Below are 18,535 nucleotides of genomic sequence, written 5' to 3'. Positions count from 1 at the left end.
CGCCATCGTCGTTGCCGATGTGGTGGGATATTCACGCCTGATGGAGGCTGATGAGGTCGCAACGCTGGCGGACCTCAGGGAACTCCGTTCTGGCGTCATCGAGCCGGCTGTGATGCGGCACCAAGGTCGCATCATCAAGGTCATGGGCGACGGCTTCCTAATCGAATTCGGTAGCGCGGTGGATGCGGTCGCAGCAGCGTTGGAAATGCAACGGGCCACCACTGAGGCTTCCCGAGACCGAAACCTGCTTTTGCGTGTCGGCGTCAATCTCGGAGATGTCATTGACGACGGTTCAGACGTCCTCGGTGACGGCGTCAATGTCGCGGCACGCCTCGAGACGCAGGCCGCGCCGGGAGGTATCTGCATTTCAGGCAAAGTTCACGGCGAGATCGTCGGCAAGATCGGCGACCGGTTCTTTGATGCAGGCGAACGGTACCTCAAGAACCTCACTCGCCCGGTCCACGTGTGGCATTGGCCGGACGCGCTTCAAAGCACATTGCCGCTGCCCGAATGTCCCTCGATCGCTGTCTTGCCGTTCACCAATATGAGTGGGGATGAAGCGGACGCATCTTTCGTCGACGGCTTGACCGAAGACCTGATCACCGACCTTTCCCGTACGGCTGGCCTGTTCGTCATCGCGCGCAATTCCGTGCACGGCTACAAGGACAAGCCGGTCGACGTACGGCTGGTCGCCCAGGAACTCGGCGTGCGCTACGTGCTTGAGGGAAGCGCCCGACGTGCAAAGGGCCGGGTCCGCATCAATGCCCAATTGATCGACGCGCTTGGCGGCCAGCACGTGTGGGCCGACCGTTTTGACAGGACGGTGGAAGATGTTTTCGAATTGCAGGATGAAGTTAACACCAAGATTGTCGAGGCCCTCGTCGGCCGGCTGACCATCCCGACGCAACGCAAGCGGCCGACGAATTTTGAGGCGTACGATCTGTGTGTGCGCGCGCGCCTGCTGACGGAAGAGTCGCCGCAAACTGAGCGTGAGGCCTACATACTGCTCCAGCGCGCGGTTGAACTCGAGCCATCCTATGCCGAGGCGCTCGGCCTGCTCGCGTATAACCGTTGGCTTGCCTGGACTCATTTCGGCGAGCCCGAAGATCCCAACCGTCAAATGGCGGCGACGTTCGCCCAGGAAGCGGTCGACCTGGATCCCAACGATGCTGGCTGCCGTTACGTTCTGGGGACCATTTTGGCCTATGAGCGGCGATGGGAGGAATCGGAGGCCGCCTTCGCCAAGGCCCTTGAGCTGGACCCCAACCACGCCGACACCTGGGCTGCCATGTCCGACATGTCGGTGCTCGACGGCAGGGTTGCCGATGGACTAGCGCAGATCGAAAAAGCTCTGCGGCTCAATCCCTATCCAGCCTGCTGGTATCTTTGCCATCTTGGGCAGGCGCAATACGCTGCGGGTGACTATGAGGCGGCAACCGCTACACTCCGCAGGACAGAGACGTATCGTACCAACTCACGCAAATTCCTGGCTGCTACGCTTGCGCAGTTGGGCCGCCGTGAGGAGGCGCGGCGAGAAGCAGAATTGTTCCTGATCGCCCACCCTCATTTCACGATCGGCCATTGGCTCAGTTCCCAGCCACTGCGCGATGCATCTGTACGAGACCACTTTGTCGACGGCTTCCGAAAGGCTGGCCTGCCGGAGATCTGACAGCGGGTGGGGACTGTCCCGACGCGTTTGAAGACTTGATCAACGGATATGCGCTGCGGGAGAACGGCGGTCTGGATCGCAGTGCCGGAATCTTCCGTCTGCGGGCCTGCCTTGACGGATCGGTCGCCTTCTCGGCCCATGCGGGCGACCTTGTCGTCCGTCTGCCTGCTGAGTCTCACGCTCTTTTCGCGAGATGGCCGCTCCTTGGCGCTGCGACGGTGGCGCGTTCCACCAGGCGGACGCCGAGGTTAACCCGGCGCACATTGATTTCGGGATCGTTGATCCGCTCCAGGAGGAGCTGGATGCCGGCGCGGCCAAGCTCGCCCCGATCGATCCGCATGGTCGTCAGCGGTGGGCGGCTGTGCCGGGCGATGGCGATATCATCGACACCGATGATGGAAAAGTCATCCGGAACCGTATGGTTGCCGGCCTCAAGAGCCTGCATGACATTGATCGCAATCAGATCGGTGCTGCAGAAGAATGCGGTTGTGTCGGCGAAGCGCCCCTGCTGCAGCGCTTGCCGTATCGCCGGCGTGGTGTCGGGCTCCTGCAGGCCCAGGCGACCAAGATCGAAGACGTGCGTGTCTTCATCGAAGGCGATCCCGGCCTCCTCCAACGCGATCCGAAAACCTTCGAGACGTCGGCGCAGCGAGAGGCGATGGGGGATCGTCACATGCATGATCTTGCGGTGACCGGCCGCAAGCAGCCTTTGTGCGGCGAGCCAGCCGGCGGACCAGTTGTCCGGCAGCACACAGGAAAGCCGCATCGTGCGGTCCATGCCGTTGATGATGACGGCCGGGATGCCGCTGTCGACTATCCTGTCGATCATTGCGGGATGATCCATGCCGAGCAGAACGAGGGCGCCCGGGCGGATGTCGCGGAGAATGTCGGTGATTTCCCCGGTTGCGATCTCCGCATCGAGGGAGACGAGCCGCACGTCGATGCGAAGCGAGCTTGTATTGGCCTCCGAGAGGACGCCTTGAATGACGTCCTCGTAGAAGGCCGAACTCGCATAGAACTGCGCCGGCATCACCAGCACCGTACTCTCGACGCCCGCGCGGATCAGCGAGCGTGCGGCCCGAACCTGGTAGCCCAGCCGCTCCGCATGGTCGAGAATTTTGCGCCGGCTCTCGTCGCCGACGCCACCGCGATTGTTGAGCACCTTCGATACGGATGCGACCGAAACGCCCGCGGCGTCGGCGATGTCCTTGAGTGTCGGGGCGTTCGATTCGTCATCCATATCGACGAAGGTCCTAACTGGCCGCGGCAGGCGGCTGCATGGTCATGATCGTCCACTACCAGAAGAAGCGCGTGTGCCCAAGCGAACGCATCAACGCCTCCATGAAATAATAGTCGCCGTAGGGCAGCATCGCATCGGAATAGCCGGCGCTGGCATGGGCTGCGCCATGAGCAAGCAGCCCCTCGGCCTTGGGATCGCCCGTCAGGTCGCAACTGTCGAGCAGGCCGCCGATCAGGCGATCGCCGAATGCGTACCAGCGCGAGGCTTCTTCGGGTTCGCAGAGCCCAGCGAGAATGAAGATGCCGGCAGCCATGATCGCGCCGGCCGAGCTGTCGCGCGGCGCGGTCTTTGCGTTCGGGACGGAATAATCCCAGACGGGTACGTCGTCATCGCCCATCAGTGCTTCCGCCTTCGCCGCCAGGCGCCTGGCCGCATCGGCGAAGACCGGGTTGCCTGTCGTCGCTGCACATTGCGCATAACCATGGATCAGCCAGGCCTGGCCGCGCGACCAGCAGGAATCGTCCGCATAGCCCTGGTGGGTCTCGCCGCGTAGCGGCTTGCCGCTGGCCGGGTCGAACAGAAACGTATGGAAGCTCGTGTCGTCGGCACGCACGAGATGCTTCAAGGTCGTTGCGGCGTGACCGTTGGCGGCTTCGGCAAAATCATAGCGGCCGGTCTCGCGATGCGCCCAGTGCAGCAGCGCAAGGTTCTGCATCGTATCGACGATGACGCGTCCATTGACGAATTCGGAGCGAATGCCGCCGTGGATCGAGCGGGCATTCCAGGCCTGGATGTATTGTCCATCCGGCCGGTAGCGCTCAAGCAGCCGACCCGCTGCCTCAACGGCGAGATCGCGTGCTTCCTGGTCGCCCGTCAGCAGCCATTCGGCCACGCAGCTCAGCGAAAACTGGAAGCCGAGATCGTGGTCTTGGGCATCGCGAAGGCGCAAGATGTCGCGAAACACCGAACGGCGAGCACGGGCAGCGTTCAGGAAGCGGGCGTCGCCCGTCAGTTGCAGTGCAAGCCAGAGCTGGCCGGCTTGAAAGCTCACGACCCAGTCATAGGGGCCGCAGAAACTCCAGGTCTGATCCGGCAGCCCGATCTTCGGATTGCGCAACCCAATGATAGGCATTGTCTGGAGCAGCTTTGCCGTGCAGCGCTCAAGAGCCTGCTGATGGCGCACGCGATTGGGGCGTTGGCCGACCATCTCGACCGCGTTGAAGTAGCTGTTTCGTTCTATGCGCATTGATAAGCCTCACGTTGGTTTCGTGAAGTTTTCGCTGATTACGATAATTTCGTCAACTACGAAACTTTTTGTTGACGGGAAAAATTTCTGACGATAGGTGTTGGATGCTCGGGAGGAGCCGGGCATGGTTGGAGAAAGTACAATGTCCACACTGGGGACAACGGAGAGGCCGGTTGCGGGCGGCCGATTCACATTCGGAGACAGTCTAGCGGGTTACGGCTTTCTGGCGCCGTGGCTTGTCGGCTTTTTTCTGCTGACGCTCGGCCCGGCGGTCGCATCATTCTATCTGTCTCTGACCGATTACAGTGGCCTTGGCGCCGCCAACTGGGTCGGCGCGGAAAATTATGTGCGCATCGCCACCGACGATCCGCGCTTCTGGACTGCGATGAACGTGACCTTCACGTTCGTGCTTCTGTCGGTGCCGTTGAAACTCATCTTTGCGCTTGCCGTGGCGGTGGCGCTGAACCGGGGCCTTGAGGGCCTTTCGTTCTTTCGTGCGATCTTTTACCTGCCTTCGCTGGTCGGCGGCAGCGTTGCCGTGGCCGTGCTCTGGCGGCAGGTCTTTGCCGGCGACGGCCTGCTCAATCAGGCGCTCAACATGCTTTTCGGCTTCGAGGGCCCGAGCTGGATTTCGAACCCTTCGACATCACTCTATACGCTCGTTCTTCTCGCCGTCTGGCAGTTCGGCTCGTCGATGATCATCTTCCTCGCCGGGCTGCGTCAGATCCCGCAGGACATGTACGAGGCGGCGAGCATCGATGGTGCGGGAAAGGCGCGGCAGTTCTTCAAGATAACCCTGCCGCTGCTGACGCCCGTCATCTTCTTCAATGCCGTGATCTTGACGATCGACGCCTTCAAGGCCTTCACCTCGGCCTTTGTCATCAGCGACGGAACCGGTGGGCCGATCGACTCCACGCTGTTCTACACGCTCTACCTCTACCAGGAGGCCTTCACCAACTTCCGCTTCGGCTATGCCTCGGCGCTGGCCTGGGTCCTGGTGCTGATCATCGCCTTCTTCACCGCCATGTCATTTTTGACGGCCAGGTACTGGGTACACTACGATGACTGAAGCTGCTCTCTCGACGACCACAATCGGACACGGCGTCGCCGCTGCGACGCCCGGCGTCTCGCCGTGGAAACGGGCCCTGCTCTACGCGCTGCTGGTCGCGGTCAGCTTCCTGCTGCTCTATCCGCTGCTCTGGATGGTCGCGAGCTCCTTCAAGCCGGACAGCGAGATCTTCACCTCGACCGGGCTGATCCCGAGTGATCCCACGGTCGATGCCTATCGTCGCGGCTGGAGCGGCCTCAGCGTCAGCTTCGGCTGGATGTTCTTCAATTCGCTTGTCATCTCGCTGCTCGTGGTCGTCGGCAATCTCTTTTCCTGCTCGATGGCGGCCTATGCCTTCACGCGCCTGCGTTTCAAGGGACGCTCCTTCTGGTTCACCCTTATGCTCGGCACGTTGATGATGCCGCAGCATGCGGTGCTGATCCCGCAATATGTGCTGTTTCTCAAGCTCGGCTGGGTGAACTCCATCCTGCCGCTCGTTGTGCCGAAGTTCCTCGCGATCGACGCCTTCTTCATCTTCCTGATGGTGCAGTTCTTCCGGGGCATCCCGCGGGAACTCGACGAGGCGGCGATCATGGACGGTTGCGGACCGCTGCGTATCTTCCTGAAGGTGATCCTGCCCCTCTCCACGCCCGTGCTCGCGACGGCAGCAGTGTTCTCGTTCATCTGGACCTGGGACGACTTCTTCGCGCCGCTGATCTACCTGAACGACATCGAGAAATACACCGCACAGCTTGGGCTTCGCACCTTTGTCGACTCCACCGGCACCTCAGATTGGGGATCGCTGTTTGCCATGTCGACGCTGACGGTGCTGCCGATCTTCATTCTCTTCATGCTGTTCCAGCGACTGCTGATCGAAGGCATCGCGACAACCGGGATGAAGCGCTGACACACGGAAATTGAGAGATAGGGACGAAAACGATGACGACGCTGGCTTTGAACAAGATCAAGAAGAGCTTTGGCAATCTCGACATCATCCGCGGCGTTGATCTGGCGATCGGTTCCGGAGAGTTCGTGGTTTTCGTCGGTCCGTCGGGATGCGGCAAGTCGACCCTGTTGCGCATGATCGCCGGCCTCGAGCCGATCAGCGGCGGGGAGCTTTCGATCGGCGGCGAGCGCATGAACGAGACGGCGGCGAGCGAGCGGGGGATCGCCATGGTCTTCCAGTCCTATGCACTCTACCCGCACATGAGCGTCTACAAGAACATGTCCTTCGGCCTCGAAACGGCAAAGATGCCGAAGCCCGAAATCGACAAGCGCGTGCGCAAGGCGGCCGACATCCTGCAGATCACCCATCTGCTCGACCGCAAGCCGAAGCAGCTCTCCGGCGGCCAGCGGCAGCGCGTGGCGATCGGCCGGGCGATCGTGCGCGACCCCAAGATCTTCCTGTTCGACGAGCCGCTCTCCAACCTGGACGCGGAGCTCCGGGTCCAGACGCGCGTGGAGATTGCCAAGCTGCACCGGGACATCGGAGCGACGATGATCTACGTCACCCATGACCAGGTCGAGGCAATGACGCTTGCCGACCGTATCGTCGTCTTGCGCGCCGGCGTCATCGAGCAGAACGGCACGCCGCTCGAGATCTACAACCGGCCCGCCAACCGGTTCGTCGCCGGATTTATCGGCTCGCCCAAGATGAATTTCCTCGATGCGGTTGCTGGTGACGTCCGCGATGGCGGCGTTTCGGTCCACATTGCCGGCCGGCAAGCGCGGCTGCCGATCGACGAGCGTGTCGCGGCCGGCGCGAAGCTCAGCCTCGGCCTGCGGCCCGAACACATTGGAATCGACGGGACCGGCGGGCTCGAACTTGGCACGCTGACGGTGGTGCATGTCGAGCATCTCGGTGGCCAGACCATCGTCTATGGCCGGCTTGCCGATGGGCAGTCGCTGACGGTCGCCCTCGACGGCCAACGCGCGATCAGCCCCGGTTCCACGCTGGAAGTCCAAATTGCCGTAGAGAACTGCCACCTGTTCGACGAGGCCGGCGATCGCATCGGCCACTGATCTCGAAACGGATCTCAAAACACATCATGGAGGAGGAGAACATGATCAACAGACGCCATTTCTTGCGCAACGCCGCACTTTTCGGCGCCGGTGCCACGCTCGCAACGATGCCGGCTTTCCGCGCCTTCGCGGACGATTCCATGCGCCTCTACTGGTGGGGCACGCCAAGCCGTGCCGAACGCACGCTGGGTGCGGCCAAGCTTTTTGAAGCTGCGCACTCCGGAGTCAAGATCGTCGGCGAGGTGGGTGGCAGCGACTACTGGGCGAAGCTCACGACGATGATCGCCGGCGGCAATGCGCCGGATATCTTCCAGCTCGAACCGAGCCGCTTTGCGGACTATAGCCGCAGGTCCACCAACCTGCCGCTCAACGATTACCTCGGCAAGGTGATCCGCACCGAAAAGCTGGTGCCGGGCGTGCTTGATCTTGGAACGGTCGACGGCAAGGTCACCGGCATGCCGCTTTCGCTGAACGCCTTTGCGATGATCTACGACACGGATGCGGTGACGAAAGCGGGGCTAACGCCGCCTTCGGCAAAGACCACATGGGACGACTTCGCCAAGCTCGCGATCGACCTCACCAAGGCGATGGGCAAGAAGAACGTCTGGGCGGTCGGAAACGCGTCGCGCTACACCTATGCCTTCGAGGCGTTTCTGCATCAGCGCGGCAAGAAGCTCTACACCGAGGCCGGAAAGCTTGGCTACGAGGCTGGCGATGCCGCTGATTGGTTCGGCTATTGGGAAAGTCTCACGAAGAACGGCGGCTGCGTGTCCGCCGAAGTTCAGGCGCTCGACAAGGTCCTGGTCGACAGCAATCCGTTGGCAACCGGCAACGCGGTCATCGCCATTGCCTTCTCCAACCAGTTGCCGGCCTTCCAGAAGATCTCCAAGAGCACACTCGACATCACGTCGCTGCCGGTCAGCGCTGACGGTGGTCCCTCGGGTCTCTTTTATCGCCCCGGCCTGCACTGGTCGATCGCCAGCACGGCGAAGAACCCCGAGCTTTCAGCACAGTTCATCGACTTCTTCGTCAACGATCTGGAGGCCGGCAAGATCCTTCAGGTCGAGCGGGGTGTGCCGGTGAACACTGACGTGCAGGCCGCCGTTCTTCCATCGATCGATGCCACGGCGAAGAAAACCGTCGACTATATCAACGGCATCGCTGACCGCGTCGGTACCTATCCGCCGGCTGTGCCGCTTGGTGCTGGCGAGCTCGACGAACGTGTTTTCCGCCCGCTCGCCGACAAGGTCGCCTTTGGCCAACTGACGCCGTCTGAAGCCGGCAGCGAACTGATCTCGGCGGCCGACCGCATCCTCAAGGTCTGAGCATCCGCTCCACTTCGCCGAGCTGCGCGGGAGCCATTCCCGCGCGGCAATGTCTGAACGGAAGCTTTGGCATGACCGACACGATCTTTCCCGAAACCCTGTTCAAGCCCTGGGCAGGCAATCCACTGAAAAGCCGCGCCGATGTCGAAACGGCGCTCAGGGCGCTGGTCGAGCCGGTGGAGAAATACCGCTCTCATGGCGGCGCTCGGATCCGGCTGGATGCTCACGCCGCGCATTTCGACCAGGAATCCGCCGACATGGAGGGCTATTCGCGGCTGCTCTGGGGGCTGGCGCCGGCTGAGGTCGGCGGTGCGACGTGGATCGACTGGGCGCCGATCGCCCGCGGCCTCGCCAATGGCTGCGACCCGGCACATCCGGAATATTGGGGCGACTGCTTCGACCGCAGCCAGCGTCTGGTGGAACTGGCGGCGATCGGTTTTGCGCTGAGGCTGGTGCCGCACAAGCTCTGGGCTCCCCTGTCTGAAGTCGAACGCCGCAATGTCGCTGCCTACCTGCTGAAGGGTCACGCCTGCGAATACAGCGACAACAACTGGAAGTTCTTTCGGCTGCTCGTCGGCATGGGGCTCAGCCATGTCGGTGTCGACTACAACAGGCGCCTCGACGAAAAGTATCGGCGCGAACTGGACGGTTTCTATCTCGGCGACGGTTGGTATCACGATGGCGATGTGCGGCGCGCCGACCACTACATTCCCTTCGCCTTCCACTTCTACGGCCTGATCCTGGCCGCCCTCGATGGTGCCGATTGGACGAACAGATATCGTGAGCGGGCAACGTTGATTGCCGGCGATTTGGCGAGGTGGTTTGCCGATGACGGGCCGGCGCTCTGCTTCGGCCGCTCGATGACCTATCGCTTTGCCATCGCAGGCCTTTTCGGCGCCATGGCGCTCGTCGGCGATGAGACGATCCCTTTCGGCGAGCAGAAGGGATATTTCCTGCGGCACCTGCGGTGGTGGGCAAAGCAACCCTTTGCCGCGCGCGACGGCGTGATGCCCGTCGGCTACTCCTATCCCAACCTGATCATGTCGGAACCCTACAATTCTGCGCAATCGCCCTACTGGGCACTGAAGGCCTTCCTTCCGCTGATGCTGCCGGAGGACCATCCGTTCTGGGCGAGCGACGAGACCGTCTGCCCAGCGCGGCCGGCACTATCCGCTCAGCGCCATATTGGCTTCCTGATCGCCAATCCGCCGGGGGATGCGATTGCGCTTTCCTGCGGCCAGCACACCAGCGCCGAGAACACCTTCATCCGCTTCGCGCCGGAGAAATACGCCAAGTTCGCCTATTCGGCGCGCTATGGCTTCAGCGTCGAGAACGATCTCTGGCGCTTCGACAATTCCGTGCTCGAATCGATGATTGGCTTCAGCGACGACGGCGTGCACTTTCGCGTGCGCGAGACCAACGAGCAAGCGCTGACCGCCGACAACCTTCTTTACGCGCGCTGGCGGCCCTTTGCCGATGTGACGGTCGAAACGTGGCTCTACTGGGACGGCGACTTTCACGTCCGGCTCCATCGGATCGACACACCACGGCCGCTCGCCACCATTGAGGGCGGCTTTGCAATCGGACGCGACGCCGGCGAACGCCGTGAACAGGATGGCCGTCGCGCCGTCGTCACCACCAGGACAGACCTTTCGGCTGTGATCGATATCGGCTCGTCGATCGCTCGCAAGGGGCGTTGCCACATCGCGGCACCGAATACCAATCTGGTTTCCGCAAAGACGGTCATTCCTCAGTTGCTCGGCACTGTTGCTGCAGGCGTCAGCACGCTCGGCGTCGCCGTCCTAGCCCAGGGCGACCCGGCAGATGGAGAGAGGAAACTGTCCCGCTTGCCCGCAGCGCCGGATATCGAGGCACTCCGAAGGGTCCTCTCGGAGCGGGGAACCACCGTAACGCTGATGCGTGGCGTGCCGCTCTGACATCAACCGATCCTCCCGCAACGACCGAAAGACCTGACATGACGCTCTCTGATTTCTCGTCCCGCCACGCCATCGATCCACTTGCCGCAGCCGCGATGGGGACGGACGAACTGCGCCACAACTTTCACATCGCCGGCCTCTTCGAGAGCGATCGCATCAACCTCACCTACACCCACTACGATCGCATGGTGGTTGGCGGGGCGATGCCGGTCGAGACCGAGTTGACGCTCGAGGCGATCAAGCCGATGGGTACGAAGGCGTTTCTCGAGCGCCGCGAATTGATCGCCGTCAACATCGGCGGGCCGGGGCGCGCTGTCGTTTCCGGCAAGAGCCATCCGCTCGGTGCGCGTGACATGATCTATGTCGGCATGGGCGAGCATGTGACGTTCGTATCGGACAGTCGGGCAGCTCCCGCCAAATTCTACCTGTTGTCGGCACCGGCGCACCGGACCTTCCCAACGGCGCTCCTGACGATTGCCGGGGCAAAGCGCCTCGACCTTGGCAGCCTGGAGACATCGAACGAGCGCTCGATCTTCCAGTTCACCAATGGGATCGAGACCTGCCAGCTGGTCGTCGGCATGACGGAACTGAAGAAGGGCTCGGTGTGGAACACCATGCCGGCGCATATCCATGACCGGCGCATGGAGGTTTATCTCTACTTCGATCTCCCCGAGCCGGCGCGGGTCTTCCACTTCCTCGGCGAGCCATCCGAAACACGCCATATCGTCATGGCCAATGAGGAGGCCGTGCTTTCGCCCGTCTGGTCGATCCACTCCGGTTGCGGCACCTCCAACTACGCCTTCATCTGGGCAATGGCCGGGGACAATGTCGATTACACCGACGCCGACCCGGTGCCGATGGAGACACTGCGATGAGCGATCTTTCCGCCTTCAGCCTCGAAGGGAAGCGCGTGCTTGTCACCGGTGCCAACACCGGGATCGGTCAGGGCATAGCGGTCTCGATCGGCCGGGCAGGCGGCGAAGTGGTCGCGGTCGGGCGCTCCTCGATGGCCGAGACGGTGGAAAAGGTCGAAGCGGCAGGCGGCCGCATCGTACCGCTCGCTTGCGATCTCTCTGATGGGGATGCAGTCAAGCACTTGATCGACCGTGTCTCAGAGGAATGCGGCCCACTCGACGGATTGGTCAACAATGCCGGCATCATTCGCCGGGCCGCCTCGGTCGACCTTTCGGAGGCGGACTGGGACGAGGTGGTCGACCTCAACCTGAAGGTGGCGTTTCTCCTGAGCCAGGCCTATGGCCGCAGGCTTATTGCCGAAAGGCGGGAAGGGCGGATCGTCAACATCGCCTCGCTGCTCTCCTTCCAGGGCGGCATTCGCGTTGCCTCCTACACCGCGTCAAAACACGGCCTGCTCGGCGTTACCCGGATCCTCGCCAACGAATGGGCAAGTCAGGGTATCAACGTCAACGCCATCGCGCCGGGTTACATCGTCTCCAACAACACTGCAGTGCTGCGCTCGGACAACGAACGCAGCGCCGCGATCCTTGATCGCATCCCGGCGGGGCGCTGGGGCACGCCAGACGATATCGGCGACGCTGCAGTGTTTCTGCTGGCGCCGGCATCACGCTACATGCATGGCGCGGTTATCCCGGTGGATGGGGGTTGGTTGGCGCGATGAGCGGACGCGCGAAATACAGACGGGGGTTCATTGATGCGAGCATGAGGTGCATAGCGTCCCGTTGATGCAGCGGCGTTTCAATCGCGGGTTCGATTCCCATCAAGGTGACAGATTTGATGGTATTGCCATGCAGCCCCCCTGCCATCACATCGGCTATGCTTCGCCGATGTGATGGAACGCGCGGGCGACAGCTGCACGTGGCGGGGTGAGTGCTGGATCCTGCTCGGCTTCTACGATCAACCGATCTCGATAGCCGCTGTCGCGAACGAACCGAGCGATCGGAGGGAAGTCGAAATCCCGAAGACATCTTGCGCGAAGAGCCTACCAATTTGCCGATCGAGGGGCGGGTTGTGCTTTCTCGAGTTCCCCAAAACCGCGAATGTCCGCAGTGCGCTCAAACACCACCTCACCTGCAAGGAGGGTCATGACGCAACGCGTGTCTTTCAGGATGTCTTCCGGGGTCGCGATCAACATATTGCGTGAAAACACCGCGATATCGGCCGCTTGCCCGGGGACCAGCTTGCCCTTGACATGTTCGAGCTTCTGCGAGAACGCACCGTATTCCGTATAGACCTGGAGCGCTTCCTCGATAGTCACACGCTCGCTGGCGTCCATCACTGTTCCTTCGCAGGTCTTGCGCGTCAGCATCGAGTAGATGTTCGGATAGGGATTGGGATCGCAAACGGGAGAATCGCTGCCCGTGGCGGGTTTGAAGCCAAGGTCCTTCCACGTTTTCAACGGATAGCTCGACAGGGCTCGGTCCGGGCCGAGAACCGATATGTAGGCATCTCCAAAGTCGTAGATGAAAACTTGCTGAGGGCAGGGGTAAATTCCGGCCTTTCTCATCCGCTCGTGCTGTTCAGGTGTGGAGAAACCACAATGCTCGATGCGGTGTCTTCGATCCGGATCGGGATGTGCCGCGAGCGCCTTTTCATAGGCTGTGATGAGTTGGCCAATGGCGGCGTCGCCGATCGCGTGGCAGGCCAGTTGATAACCCTTGCTGTGCGCATCCAGTACCAACGCCGCCAATTCGGCATCCTGCAATATCTGGACCCCGACATTGTCATCTTCGCCGACATACGGCCTGCTCATCCAGGCCGTGCGTCCCCCAGCGGACCCATCGAGGAAGATCTTCACCGCGCCGACCGTGAGCATGTCATCGCCGACGCCCGAGACCAGTCCGGCTTCGTAGCATTTTTGCACCATGGATTGACCGTCCTGGAGCAGCACGAGCCAGGTCCGTACCGGAAGGCGCTTTTGCAGCTTGGCAAGCGTGTACGCCCGAATTTCCTCAAAGCCCGCAACTTGCCCGACCGCTGCGTCCATGACGCTGGTGATGCCGTAGGAAAGCAGTAGCTTGCCCGCCGCCTCGATGGCGGCAATCATCTCTTCCGTCGAGGGCTTTGGGATGGTCTTAAGAACGACTTGCTGGGCATTTTCGGCTACCATGCCCGTCAATTGGCCATTTCTTTGCTCGATCAAACCACCGTCCGGCACTGGCGTCTTTTCATCCACGCCCGCCAGCTCGAAAGCCCTTGAGTTGAAGATGGCTACGTGACCGCATGCGCGTTCAAGAAGGACAGGATTGTTGGGAGCCACGGCGTCGAGCTCCGACTTGTGCGGATGACGCCCGACATCAAGCTTGGTTTGGTCGTAGCCCCGGGCTTTGATCCATGCGCCCGGAGAAACGGTGGCCGCCTTGTCGCGAATGATATTGAGCAGACGGTCCAATGTCGGAGCGGTCTGTGGCGTCGCATCGACCCAATCCAGCGTCAAGCCAACCAAAAGCAAATGGAGGTGAGCGTCGTTCAATCCGGGCGTGGCGAAGCGCCCCTGTAGATTGATCAGATGTGTTTCATCTCCCTTCAGAGACCATATTTGTTCCCGCGTGCCGGTCGCCAATACCTTGCCTTGCCATATGGCCAAGGCCTCCACCGTTCCTTCCTCGTACCCGCACCAGATCGGACCATTGTAGATGATGGTATCGGCACGCACCTGTGGGTTCGCTGACATTGAGCGGTCTCCAGTCTTGAATTCGCCGTTGCGGATGCACGAGGGCGCACGTCGGTTCGCGATGCGCCCTCGTTTGGTTGGGATATTTCAGGGAGCAGTGTTCGGAACCGCACGATAGACTGCGGTTTGATCCGAAGAGATTTCTTCCGTCACCGCGAATGTGGATCCCGCCTTGACGGTGAATTTCCAACTCTTGGACGCCTTTGAGGCATTGGCGTTGAAAGAGGATTCAGGAACGGAGTCGAAGTTGTTGTATCGGTACAACGTGTAGGGCACACCCGGCCTCAGGCCAGACACATTGACCGTCAAAGTTAATTTCTGCGGTTTTGGACGGGTGTTGGAACCCTCGCGCATGGCGGGTTTTTCGTAGTTTGCGTTCGTCGACAAGCGGATCGGCAACGTCTTTCCATCGCGATCGATAATCCCGGTTACGGCGATCCCGTAATTCCCACCCTTGCGTCGCAAGGAATAGACTGGGCGGGATTTTGAGTTTGCTTCCTTGCGATTGGCCTGGAACGAGCCAAACGCATAGCTGTAAAGGTAAGCCGGCTGACCGTCGCCAGAATAGAGGCCGTTGTCGCTGAACGTGATGACGTCATCGCTGTCGTAGCGTGAGGGCTTTGTGAAAGGTCGGTTTGAAGAAACTCCGATCACGGGAACGATGTGGTCGTACTCTTCTTCGCCGGCGTCCTCATCTTCGGATTCCTCGAAGAGATAATGGTTCATGTAGACGCCAATTATAACGGGATAGCCGGCTGCGACATTCTCCTTAACCCAGGCCAGAAAATCATTGCCGTTGGGCTTGGCGTCGGTATTCCACCGAATTGCCTTTAGACGCATGTGCTTCGCGGCATAGGTGTCGTTGACGCCAAGCAAAAGCTGGCTCTCCTGCCGCGATTGGTCGATATTTTTGCTAGCAATTGCCCTGGCGTCGTACTGAGATACGTATTGCCCATAGTAAAGTCCGGCGCTTATGAGCGCCACCTCACCGCAATATCCGTAGTTCGCCTCCCACTGAAGGCGCGGCGGGATATCGTTCTGCACGCTTGGGTTTTGCACTTCCGTGGCTGTGCCGGCATTCGCGAGGGCGGTTGGGACGTCAGCGCACAGCGATGCGGCCACGGACAATATCACGCCAGCAATGCCGGCGTTATGGCGGAGAATCTTGCCATGTCGGAAACTCGAAGGGGCGTTCATCAATTGCCTCACCAGTTGCTTCTCTCGCATTGTTAGGTGAGGTCGGAGCGATAAGGAAATTTATTTTGTTGTGCTTCACGATAGAATAAATTGATTGTTGGTGACCTAGTTAAGGCCCCTGGTCACCCTCCTATGATCGAAGCGGCTTGGCCGGGATTGACGTCGCCTATGCTCAAATGCCGAGCGCGACTAAGCCGTACCCCGGTGCTTGGAAGAGCCCCTTTGGGTCCGCGCGCTGTGATCCCGGATCCATGAAATCATGCGCCTTTGATCGCAACATCTGATGGTGCGCAGGCACGGGCCGCGTGTGCTCTCGAGGCTCCATTCACCGCGACCGTGGACGCGCCTCATGATAAAATATTTCGATCATAAACCGCGTTAAAATAAATTTCCCATCGTCTGCAAGTGGCCGTACTGATTTGTCTCATCGACCGACACATTCATCCGGTGAAAAACTCGTCGGTAAAGATGGCGAAGAGAAGGTGAGCGCCGCGGGGGCTGAGGAAGGTCCCGATCGCCCTAGAATTCTCATGCCAGGTTGAATGAGGCGCCCAAGGCGACGCGGACCGTGTCGAAAGACACGAGAGGGAGAACGGCATGCTGAAAAGACTGACACTGGCCGCCATGCTCAGCCTTGGGGTGGCCACAGGGGCGCTGGCCGCGGGTGAACGCCATGGCGGAACACTCGTCTTCACCGCCCCCTATGGCTCGAGCTTTGCCACGCTCGACGTGCAGGCGAGCCCGAACACGCAGGAAGAGTTCATCGCACAAGCCATCCATCGCGCGCTCTATAGCTGGGATTCGATCCAGAACAAGCCGGTTCTGGAACTGGCACGTTCCGAGGACGTCTCCGAAGACGGCACGGTGCACACCTATCACCTGCGCGACAATGCCATCTTCCATAACGGCAAGCCGCTGACGGCTGACGACATCATCTATAGCTACAGGCGCATCGCCAACCCGAAGAACGCCTTCCCGGGCGCGAGCTACATCGCCGTCATCAAGGGCGCGGACGATTTTATCGCCGGCAAAGCCAAGGAGATTTCCGGTCTCAAGAAGATCGACGACCACACCCTGGAAATCACTTTTGTCGGCCCTATCAACCCTGGCTTCTCGCTGATGCAGAACACGACGGTGATCTATCCGTCTGACGTGAAGGATGAATCGAGCTTTGCCAAGACCCCTGTCGGCCTCGGTGCCTTCGTCTTCAAGGAGCACGTACCTGGTTCGCAGGTCGTCGTCGAAAAGTTCGACAGGTACTACGAAGAGGGAAAGCCCTATCTCGACCGCATCAACATCACGCTTATGGGAGAGGACGCCGCGCGAGACATCGCTTTCCGCAACAAGGAGATCGACGTCTCTATTCTTGGCCCCACCCAGTACCAGGCCTATCAGGGTGAGGACGCCCTGAAGGACTACCTGCTCGAAGTCGCTGAGGTCTATACCCGCACCATCGGCTTCAACCCTTCCTTCGAGCCCTTCAAGGACAAGCGGGTCCGTCAGGCGATCAATTACGCGATCAACACGCCATTGATCGTCGAACGCCTGGTCAAGAACAAGGCGTACCCCGCTTCCGGCTGGCTGCCGCTGTCCTCGCCGGCCTTCGACAAGGACAAGGCGCCCTACGCCTTTGATCCCGACAAGGCGAAGGCTCTGCTGGCCGAAGCCGGCTACGCCGATGGCTTCGAATTCGAAGTGACGGCAAGCCCGAACGAGAGCTGGGGCGTACCGATCGTCGAGGCCATCCTGCCGATGCTGAAGAAGGTCGGTATCACGGTGAAGCCGAAGCCAGTCGAAAGCTCTGCCCTTGGCGATGCCGTGACATCAGGCAACTTCAGTGCCTATATCTGGTCTATCCCATCCGGGCCCGACCCCCTCAATGCGTTGCGCTGCTTTCTCTCGACAACGCCTCAGTCCGCCTGCAACTACTCTAGCTATGCGAACCCCGAGTTCGACACGTTGTTTAGGGCTGCGGAGCAGGAACGCGACCCGACCAGACAGAGCGATCTGCTGCGCCAGGCGAACAACATCGTGCAGGACGACGCGCCGGTCTGGTTCTTCAACTACAACAAGGCGGTCATGGCCTACCAGCCGTGGATCCACGGTCTTGTTCCGAACGCGACGGAACTGGCGGTCCAGCCCTATGACGAAATCTGGATCGACGAAACGGCGCCGGATGCCCGCCGCTGATCTTTAGGCCGTCAGGCTACCCCCTATCACGAACAGTCAGTCGTCCCCGAAAGGGTGTCCAACTCGGAACCGCCTATGCTTCGTTTTACCCTGCGCCGCATTCTGCAGGTTGCCCCGACAGTTGTCGTGGTGGCGCTGCTGATCTTCGTCATCTTCTCCGTCGTTCCCGGCACCTTCGCGGTTAGTCTCTTTGCGGACGGCAAACGTGCCGCCGATCCCCAATTGATCGCTCGCCTCAATGAGGAATTCGGTCTGAACAAGCCGCTGATGGAGCGCTTCGTGACCTATGTCACGGATCTCGCGAGGTTCGATCTCGGCACCAGCTTTCGCACCCGCCAACCGGTTGTCGACCTCATCAGCGACCGCATGGGCGCGTCGCTTCAGCTCTCAGTCGCGGCGATGGTTTTTGCCATCGTTGTGGGGGTGCCGCTCGGCTTTCTCGCCGCGTTGCGTCCTGGTTCGATCCTCGATACGACGACAATGATCGGCGCGATTTCGGGGCTTTCGCTACCAGATTTCTGGTTCGGCCTGCTCCTGATGTATCTCTTCGCTTTGCAACTGAACTGGTTGCCCAGTTTCGGCTATGGCGACGGCTCTTTACGAAACCTCATCCTGCCGGCCGTGACACTTGGCGTCGCGCCGCTGGCGCTGCTTGCGCGCACCACGCGGGCGGGCGTGCTCGACGTGTTGAACGCCGATTTCATCCGCACCGCCCACTCGAAGGGCATGAGCGAGGCGAAGGTCGTGCGCTGGCATGTGTCCCGCAATGCGCTGGTGCTGATCGTCACAACGGTCGGCCTGCAGTTCGGCTCGCTGATCGGCCAGGCCGTCGTCATCGAGAAGTTGTTCGCCTGGCCCGGCATCGGCTCGCTGCTCGTCGATAGCGTGGCGATCCGTGACATACCCGTGGTGCAGGGCACGATCCTCGTCATCGTGCTGTGGTTCCTGATCATCAACACCGCCGTCGATCTCGTCTATGCCGCGATCGATCCGCGCATCAAGCAGGAGTGAC

14 protein-coding genes are annotated in these 18,535 nt (G+C 60.8%); 10 read left to right on the top strand and 4 right to left on the bottom strand.

From position 1 onward, the window contains the following. Nucleotides 1-1,669: adenylate/guanylate cyclase domain-containing protein (locus VGO04_RS27300; protein ID WP_327499104.1), on the top strand; the 1,669-nt coding region annotated here is incomplete at its 5' end. Between the two features lie 175 nt (nucleotides 1,670-1,844). Here the strand turns inward: VGO04_RS27300 and VGO04_RS27295 are convergent. Beyond that, entirely contained in the window at nucleotides 1,845-2,909 is a 1,065-nt protein-coding gene (locus VGO04_RS27295) for a LacI family DNA-binding transcriptional regulator (protein WP_327499103.1), read from the bottom strand. A 55-nt stretch (nucleotides 2,910-2,964) separates the two neighbouring features. Further along, entirely contained in the window at nucleotides 2,965-4,155 is a 1,191-nt protein-coding gene (locus VGO04_RS27290) for a hypothetical protein (RefSeq protein WP_327499102.1), read from the bottom strand. Nucleotides 4,156-4,297: 142 nt separating this feature from the next. Here VGO04_RS27290 and VGO04_RS27285 point away from each other — a divergent pair, with 142 nt between their 5' ends. The 7 genes from VGO04_RS27285 to kduD all read left to right on the top strand — a co-directional run bounded on the left by VGO04_RS27285 (nucleotide 4,298) and on the right by kduD (nucleotide 12,123). Continuing rightward, a complete protein-coding gene (locus tag VGO04_RS27285) occupies nucleotides 4,298-5,224 on the top strand; it encodes a sugar ABC transporter permease (protein ID WP_327499101.1) in 927 nt (308 codons plus the stop codon). Next, on the top strand, nucleotides 5,217-6,110 hold the full coding sequence (locus VGO04_RS27280) for a carbohydrate ABC transporter permease (protein WP_414650607.1): 894 nt from the start codon (nucleotides 5,217-5,219) through the stop codon (nucleotides 6,108-6,110). Before VGO04_RS27285 ends, VGO04_RS27280 begins: the two co-directional genes overlap by 8 nt. Before the next feature lie 32 nt (nucleotides 6,111-6,142). Next, on the top strand, nucleotides 6,143-7,225 hold the full coding sequence (locus VGO04_RS27275; protein WP_327499100.1) for a sn-glycerol-3-phosphate ABC transporter ATP-binding protein UgpC: 1,083 nt from the start codon (nucleotides 6,143-6,145) through the stop codon (nucleotides 7,223-7,225). A gap of 41 nt (nucleotides 7,226-7,266) precedes the next feature. After that, complete coding sequence (locus VGO04_RS27270) at nucleotides 7,267-8,550, top strand: ABC transporter substrate-binding protein (protein ID WP_327499099.1); 1,284 nt, start codon at nucleotides 7,267-7,269, stop codon at nucleotides 8,548-8,550. A gap of 71 nt (nucleotides 8,551-8,621) precedes the next feature. Next, on the top strand, nucleotides 8,622-10,487 hold the full coding sequence (locus VGO04_RS27265; RefSeq protein WP_327499098.1) for a DUF2264 domain-containing protein: 1,866 nt from the start codon (nucleotides 8,622-8,624) through the stop codon (nucleotides 10,485-10,487). A gap of 38 nt (nucleotides 10,488-10,525) precedes the next feature. Then, nucleotides 10,526-11,362 (top strand): 5-dehydro-4-deoxy-D-glucuronate isomerase, encoded by an 837-nt coding sequence (kduI, locus tag VGO04_RS27260; protein WP_327499097.1) that lies wholly within the window; start codon nucleotides 10,526-10,528, stop codon nucleotides 11,360-11,362. Continuing rightward, nucleotides 11,359-12,123, top strand: coding sequence for a 2-dehydro-3-deoxy-D-gluconate 5-dehydrogenase KduD (kduD, locus tag VGO04_RS27255; RefSeq protein ID WP_327499096.1), 765 nt, complete (start codon nucleotides 11,359-11,361; stop codon nucleotides 12,121-12,123). The genes kduI and kduD overlap by 4 nt, the downstream gene beginning before the upstream one ends. A gap of 321 nt (nucleotides 12,124-12,444) precedes the next feature. Here the strand turns inward: kduD and VGO04_RS27250 are convergent, their stop codons facing one another. Next, a complete protein-coding gene (locus VGO04_RS27250) occupies nucleotides 12,445-14,136 on the bottom strand; it encodes an amidohydrolase (RefSeq protein ID WP_327499095.1) in 1,692 nt (563 codons plus the stop codon). A gap of 87 nt (nucleotides 14,137-14,223) precedes the next feature. Beyond that, nucleotides 14,224-15,333 (bottom strand): C39 family peptidase, encoded by a 1,110-nt coding sequence (locus VGO04_RS27245; RefSeq protein ID WP_327499094.1) that lies wholly within the window; start codon nucleotides 15,331-15,333, stop codon nucleotides 14,224-14,226. A gap of 597 nt (nucleotides 15,334-15,930) precedes the next feature. Between VGO04_RS27245 and VGO04_RS27240 the strand changes: the two genes are divergently transcribed. Together VGO04_RS27240 and VGO04_RS27235 are read left to right on the top strand one after the other, a co-directional pair. Further along, on the top strand, nucleotides 15,931-17,523 hold the full coding sequence (locus VGO04_RS27240) for an ABC transporter substrate-binding protein (RefSeq protein ID WP_327499093.1): 1,593 nt from the start codon (nucleotides 15,931-15,933) through the stop codon (nucleotides 17,521-17,523). 75 nt (nucleotides 17,524-17,598) lie between these two features. Beyond that, complete coding sequence (locus VGO04_RS27235) at nucleotides 17,599-18,534, top strand: ABC transporter permease (RefSeq protein WP_327499092.1); 936 nt, start codon at nucleotides 17,599-17,601, stop codon at nucleotides 18,532-18,534. Nucleotide 18,535: the final 1 nt, after the last annotated feature.

The organism is Ensifer sp. (assembly GCF_035999185.1).
In the GTDB taxonomy this organism is placed as follows: Bacteria; Pseudomonadota; Alphaproteobacteria; order Rhizobiales; family Rhizobiaceae; genus Ensifer.
Note: the sequence above shows the minus strand (reverse complement) of the source record. Positions and strands in the feature narration are given on the sequence as shown.

What these genes read in the sequence shown, in the direction of transcription:
- VGO04_RS27295 (WP_327499103.1), bottom strand. Translation starts at nt 2,909, where the DNA reads ATGGATGACGAATCGAACGCCCCGACACTCAAGGACATCGCCGACGCC.
- VGO04_RS27290 (WP_327499102.1), bottom strand. Translation starts at nt 4,155, where the DNA reads ATGCGCATAGAACGAAACAGCTACTTCAACGCGGTCGAGATGGTCGGC.
- VGO04_RS27285 (WP_327499101.1), top strand. Translation starts at nt 4,298, where the DNA reads ATGTCCACACTGGGGACAACGGAGAGGCCGGTTGCGGGCGGCCGATTC.
- VGO04_RS27280 (WP_414650607.1), top strand. Translation starts at nt 5,217, where the DNA reads ATGACTGAAGCTGCTCTCTCGACGACCACAATCGGACACGGCGTCGCC.
- VGO04_RS27275 (WP_327499100.1), top strand. Translation starts at nt 6,143, where the DNA reads ATGACGACGCTGGCTTTGAACAAGATCAAGAAGAGCTTTGGCAATCTC.
- VGO04_RS27270 (WP_327499099.1), top strand. Translation starts at nt 7,267, where the DNA reads ATGATCAACAGACGCCATTTCTTGCGCAACGCCGCACTTTTCGGCGCC.
- VGO04_RS27265 (WP_327499098.1), top strand. Translation starts at nt 8,622, where the DNA reads ATGACCGACACGATCTTTCCCGAAACCCTGTTCAAGCCCTGGGCAGGC.
- kduI (WP_327499097.1), top strand. Translation starts at nt 10,526, where the DNA reads ATGACGCTCTCTGATTTCTCGTCCCGCCACGCCATCGATCCACTTGCC.
- kduD (WP_327499096.1), top strand. Translation starts at nt 11,359, where the DNA reads ATGAGCGATCTTTCCGCCTTCAGCCTCGAAGGGAAGCGCGTGCTTGTC.
- VGO04_RS27250 (WP_327499095.1), bottom strand. Translation starts at nt 14,136, where the DNA reads ATGTCAGCGAACCCACAGGTGCGTGCCGATACCATCATCTACAATGGT.
- VGO04_RS27245 (WP_327499094.1), bottom strand. Translation starts at nt 15,333, where the DNA reads ATGAACGCCCCTTCGAGTTTCCGACATGGCAAGATTCTCCGCCATAAC.
- VGO04_RS27240 (WP_327499093.1), top strand. Translation starts at nt 15,931, where the DNA reads ATGCTGAAAAGACTGACACTGGCCGCCATGCTCAGCCTTGGGGTGGCC.
- VGO04_RS27235 (WP_327499092.1), top strand. Translation starts at nt 17,599, where the DNA reads ATGCTTCGTTTTACCCTGCGCCGCATTCTGCAGGTTGCCCCGACAGTT.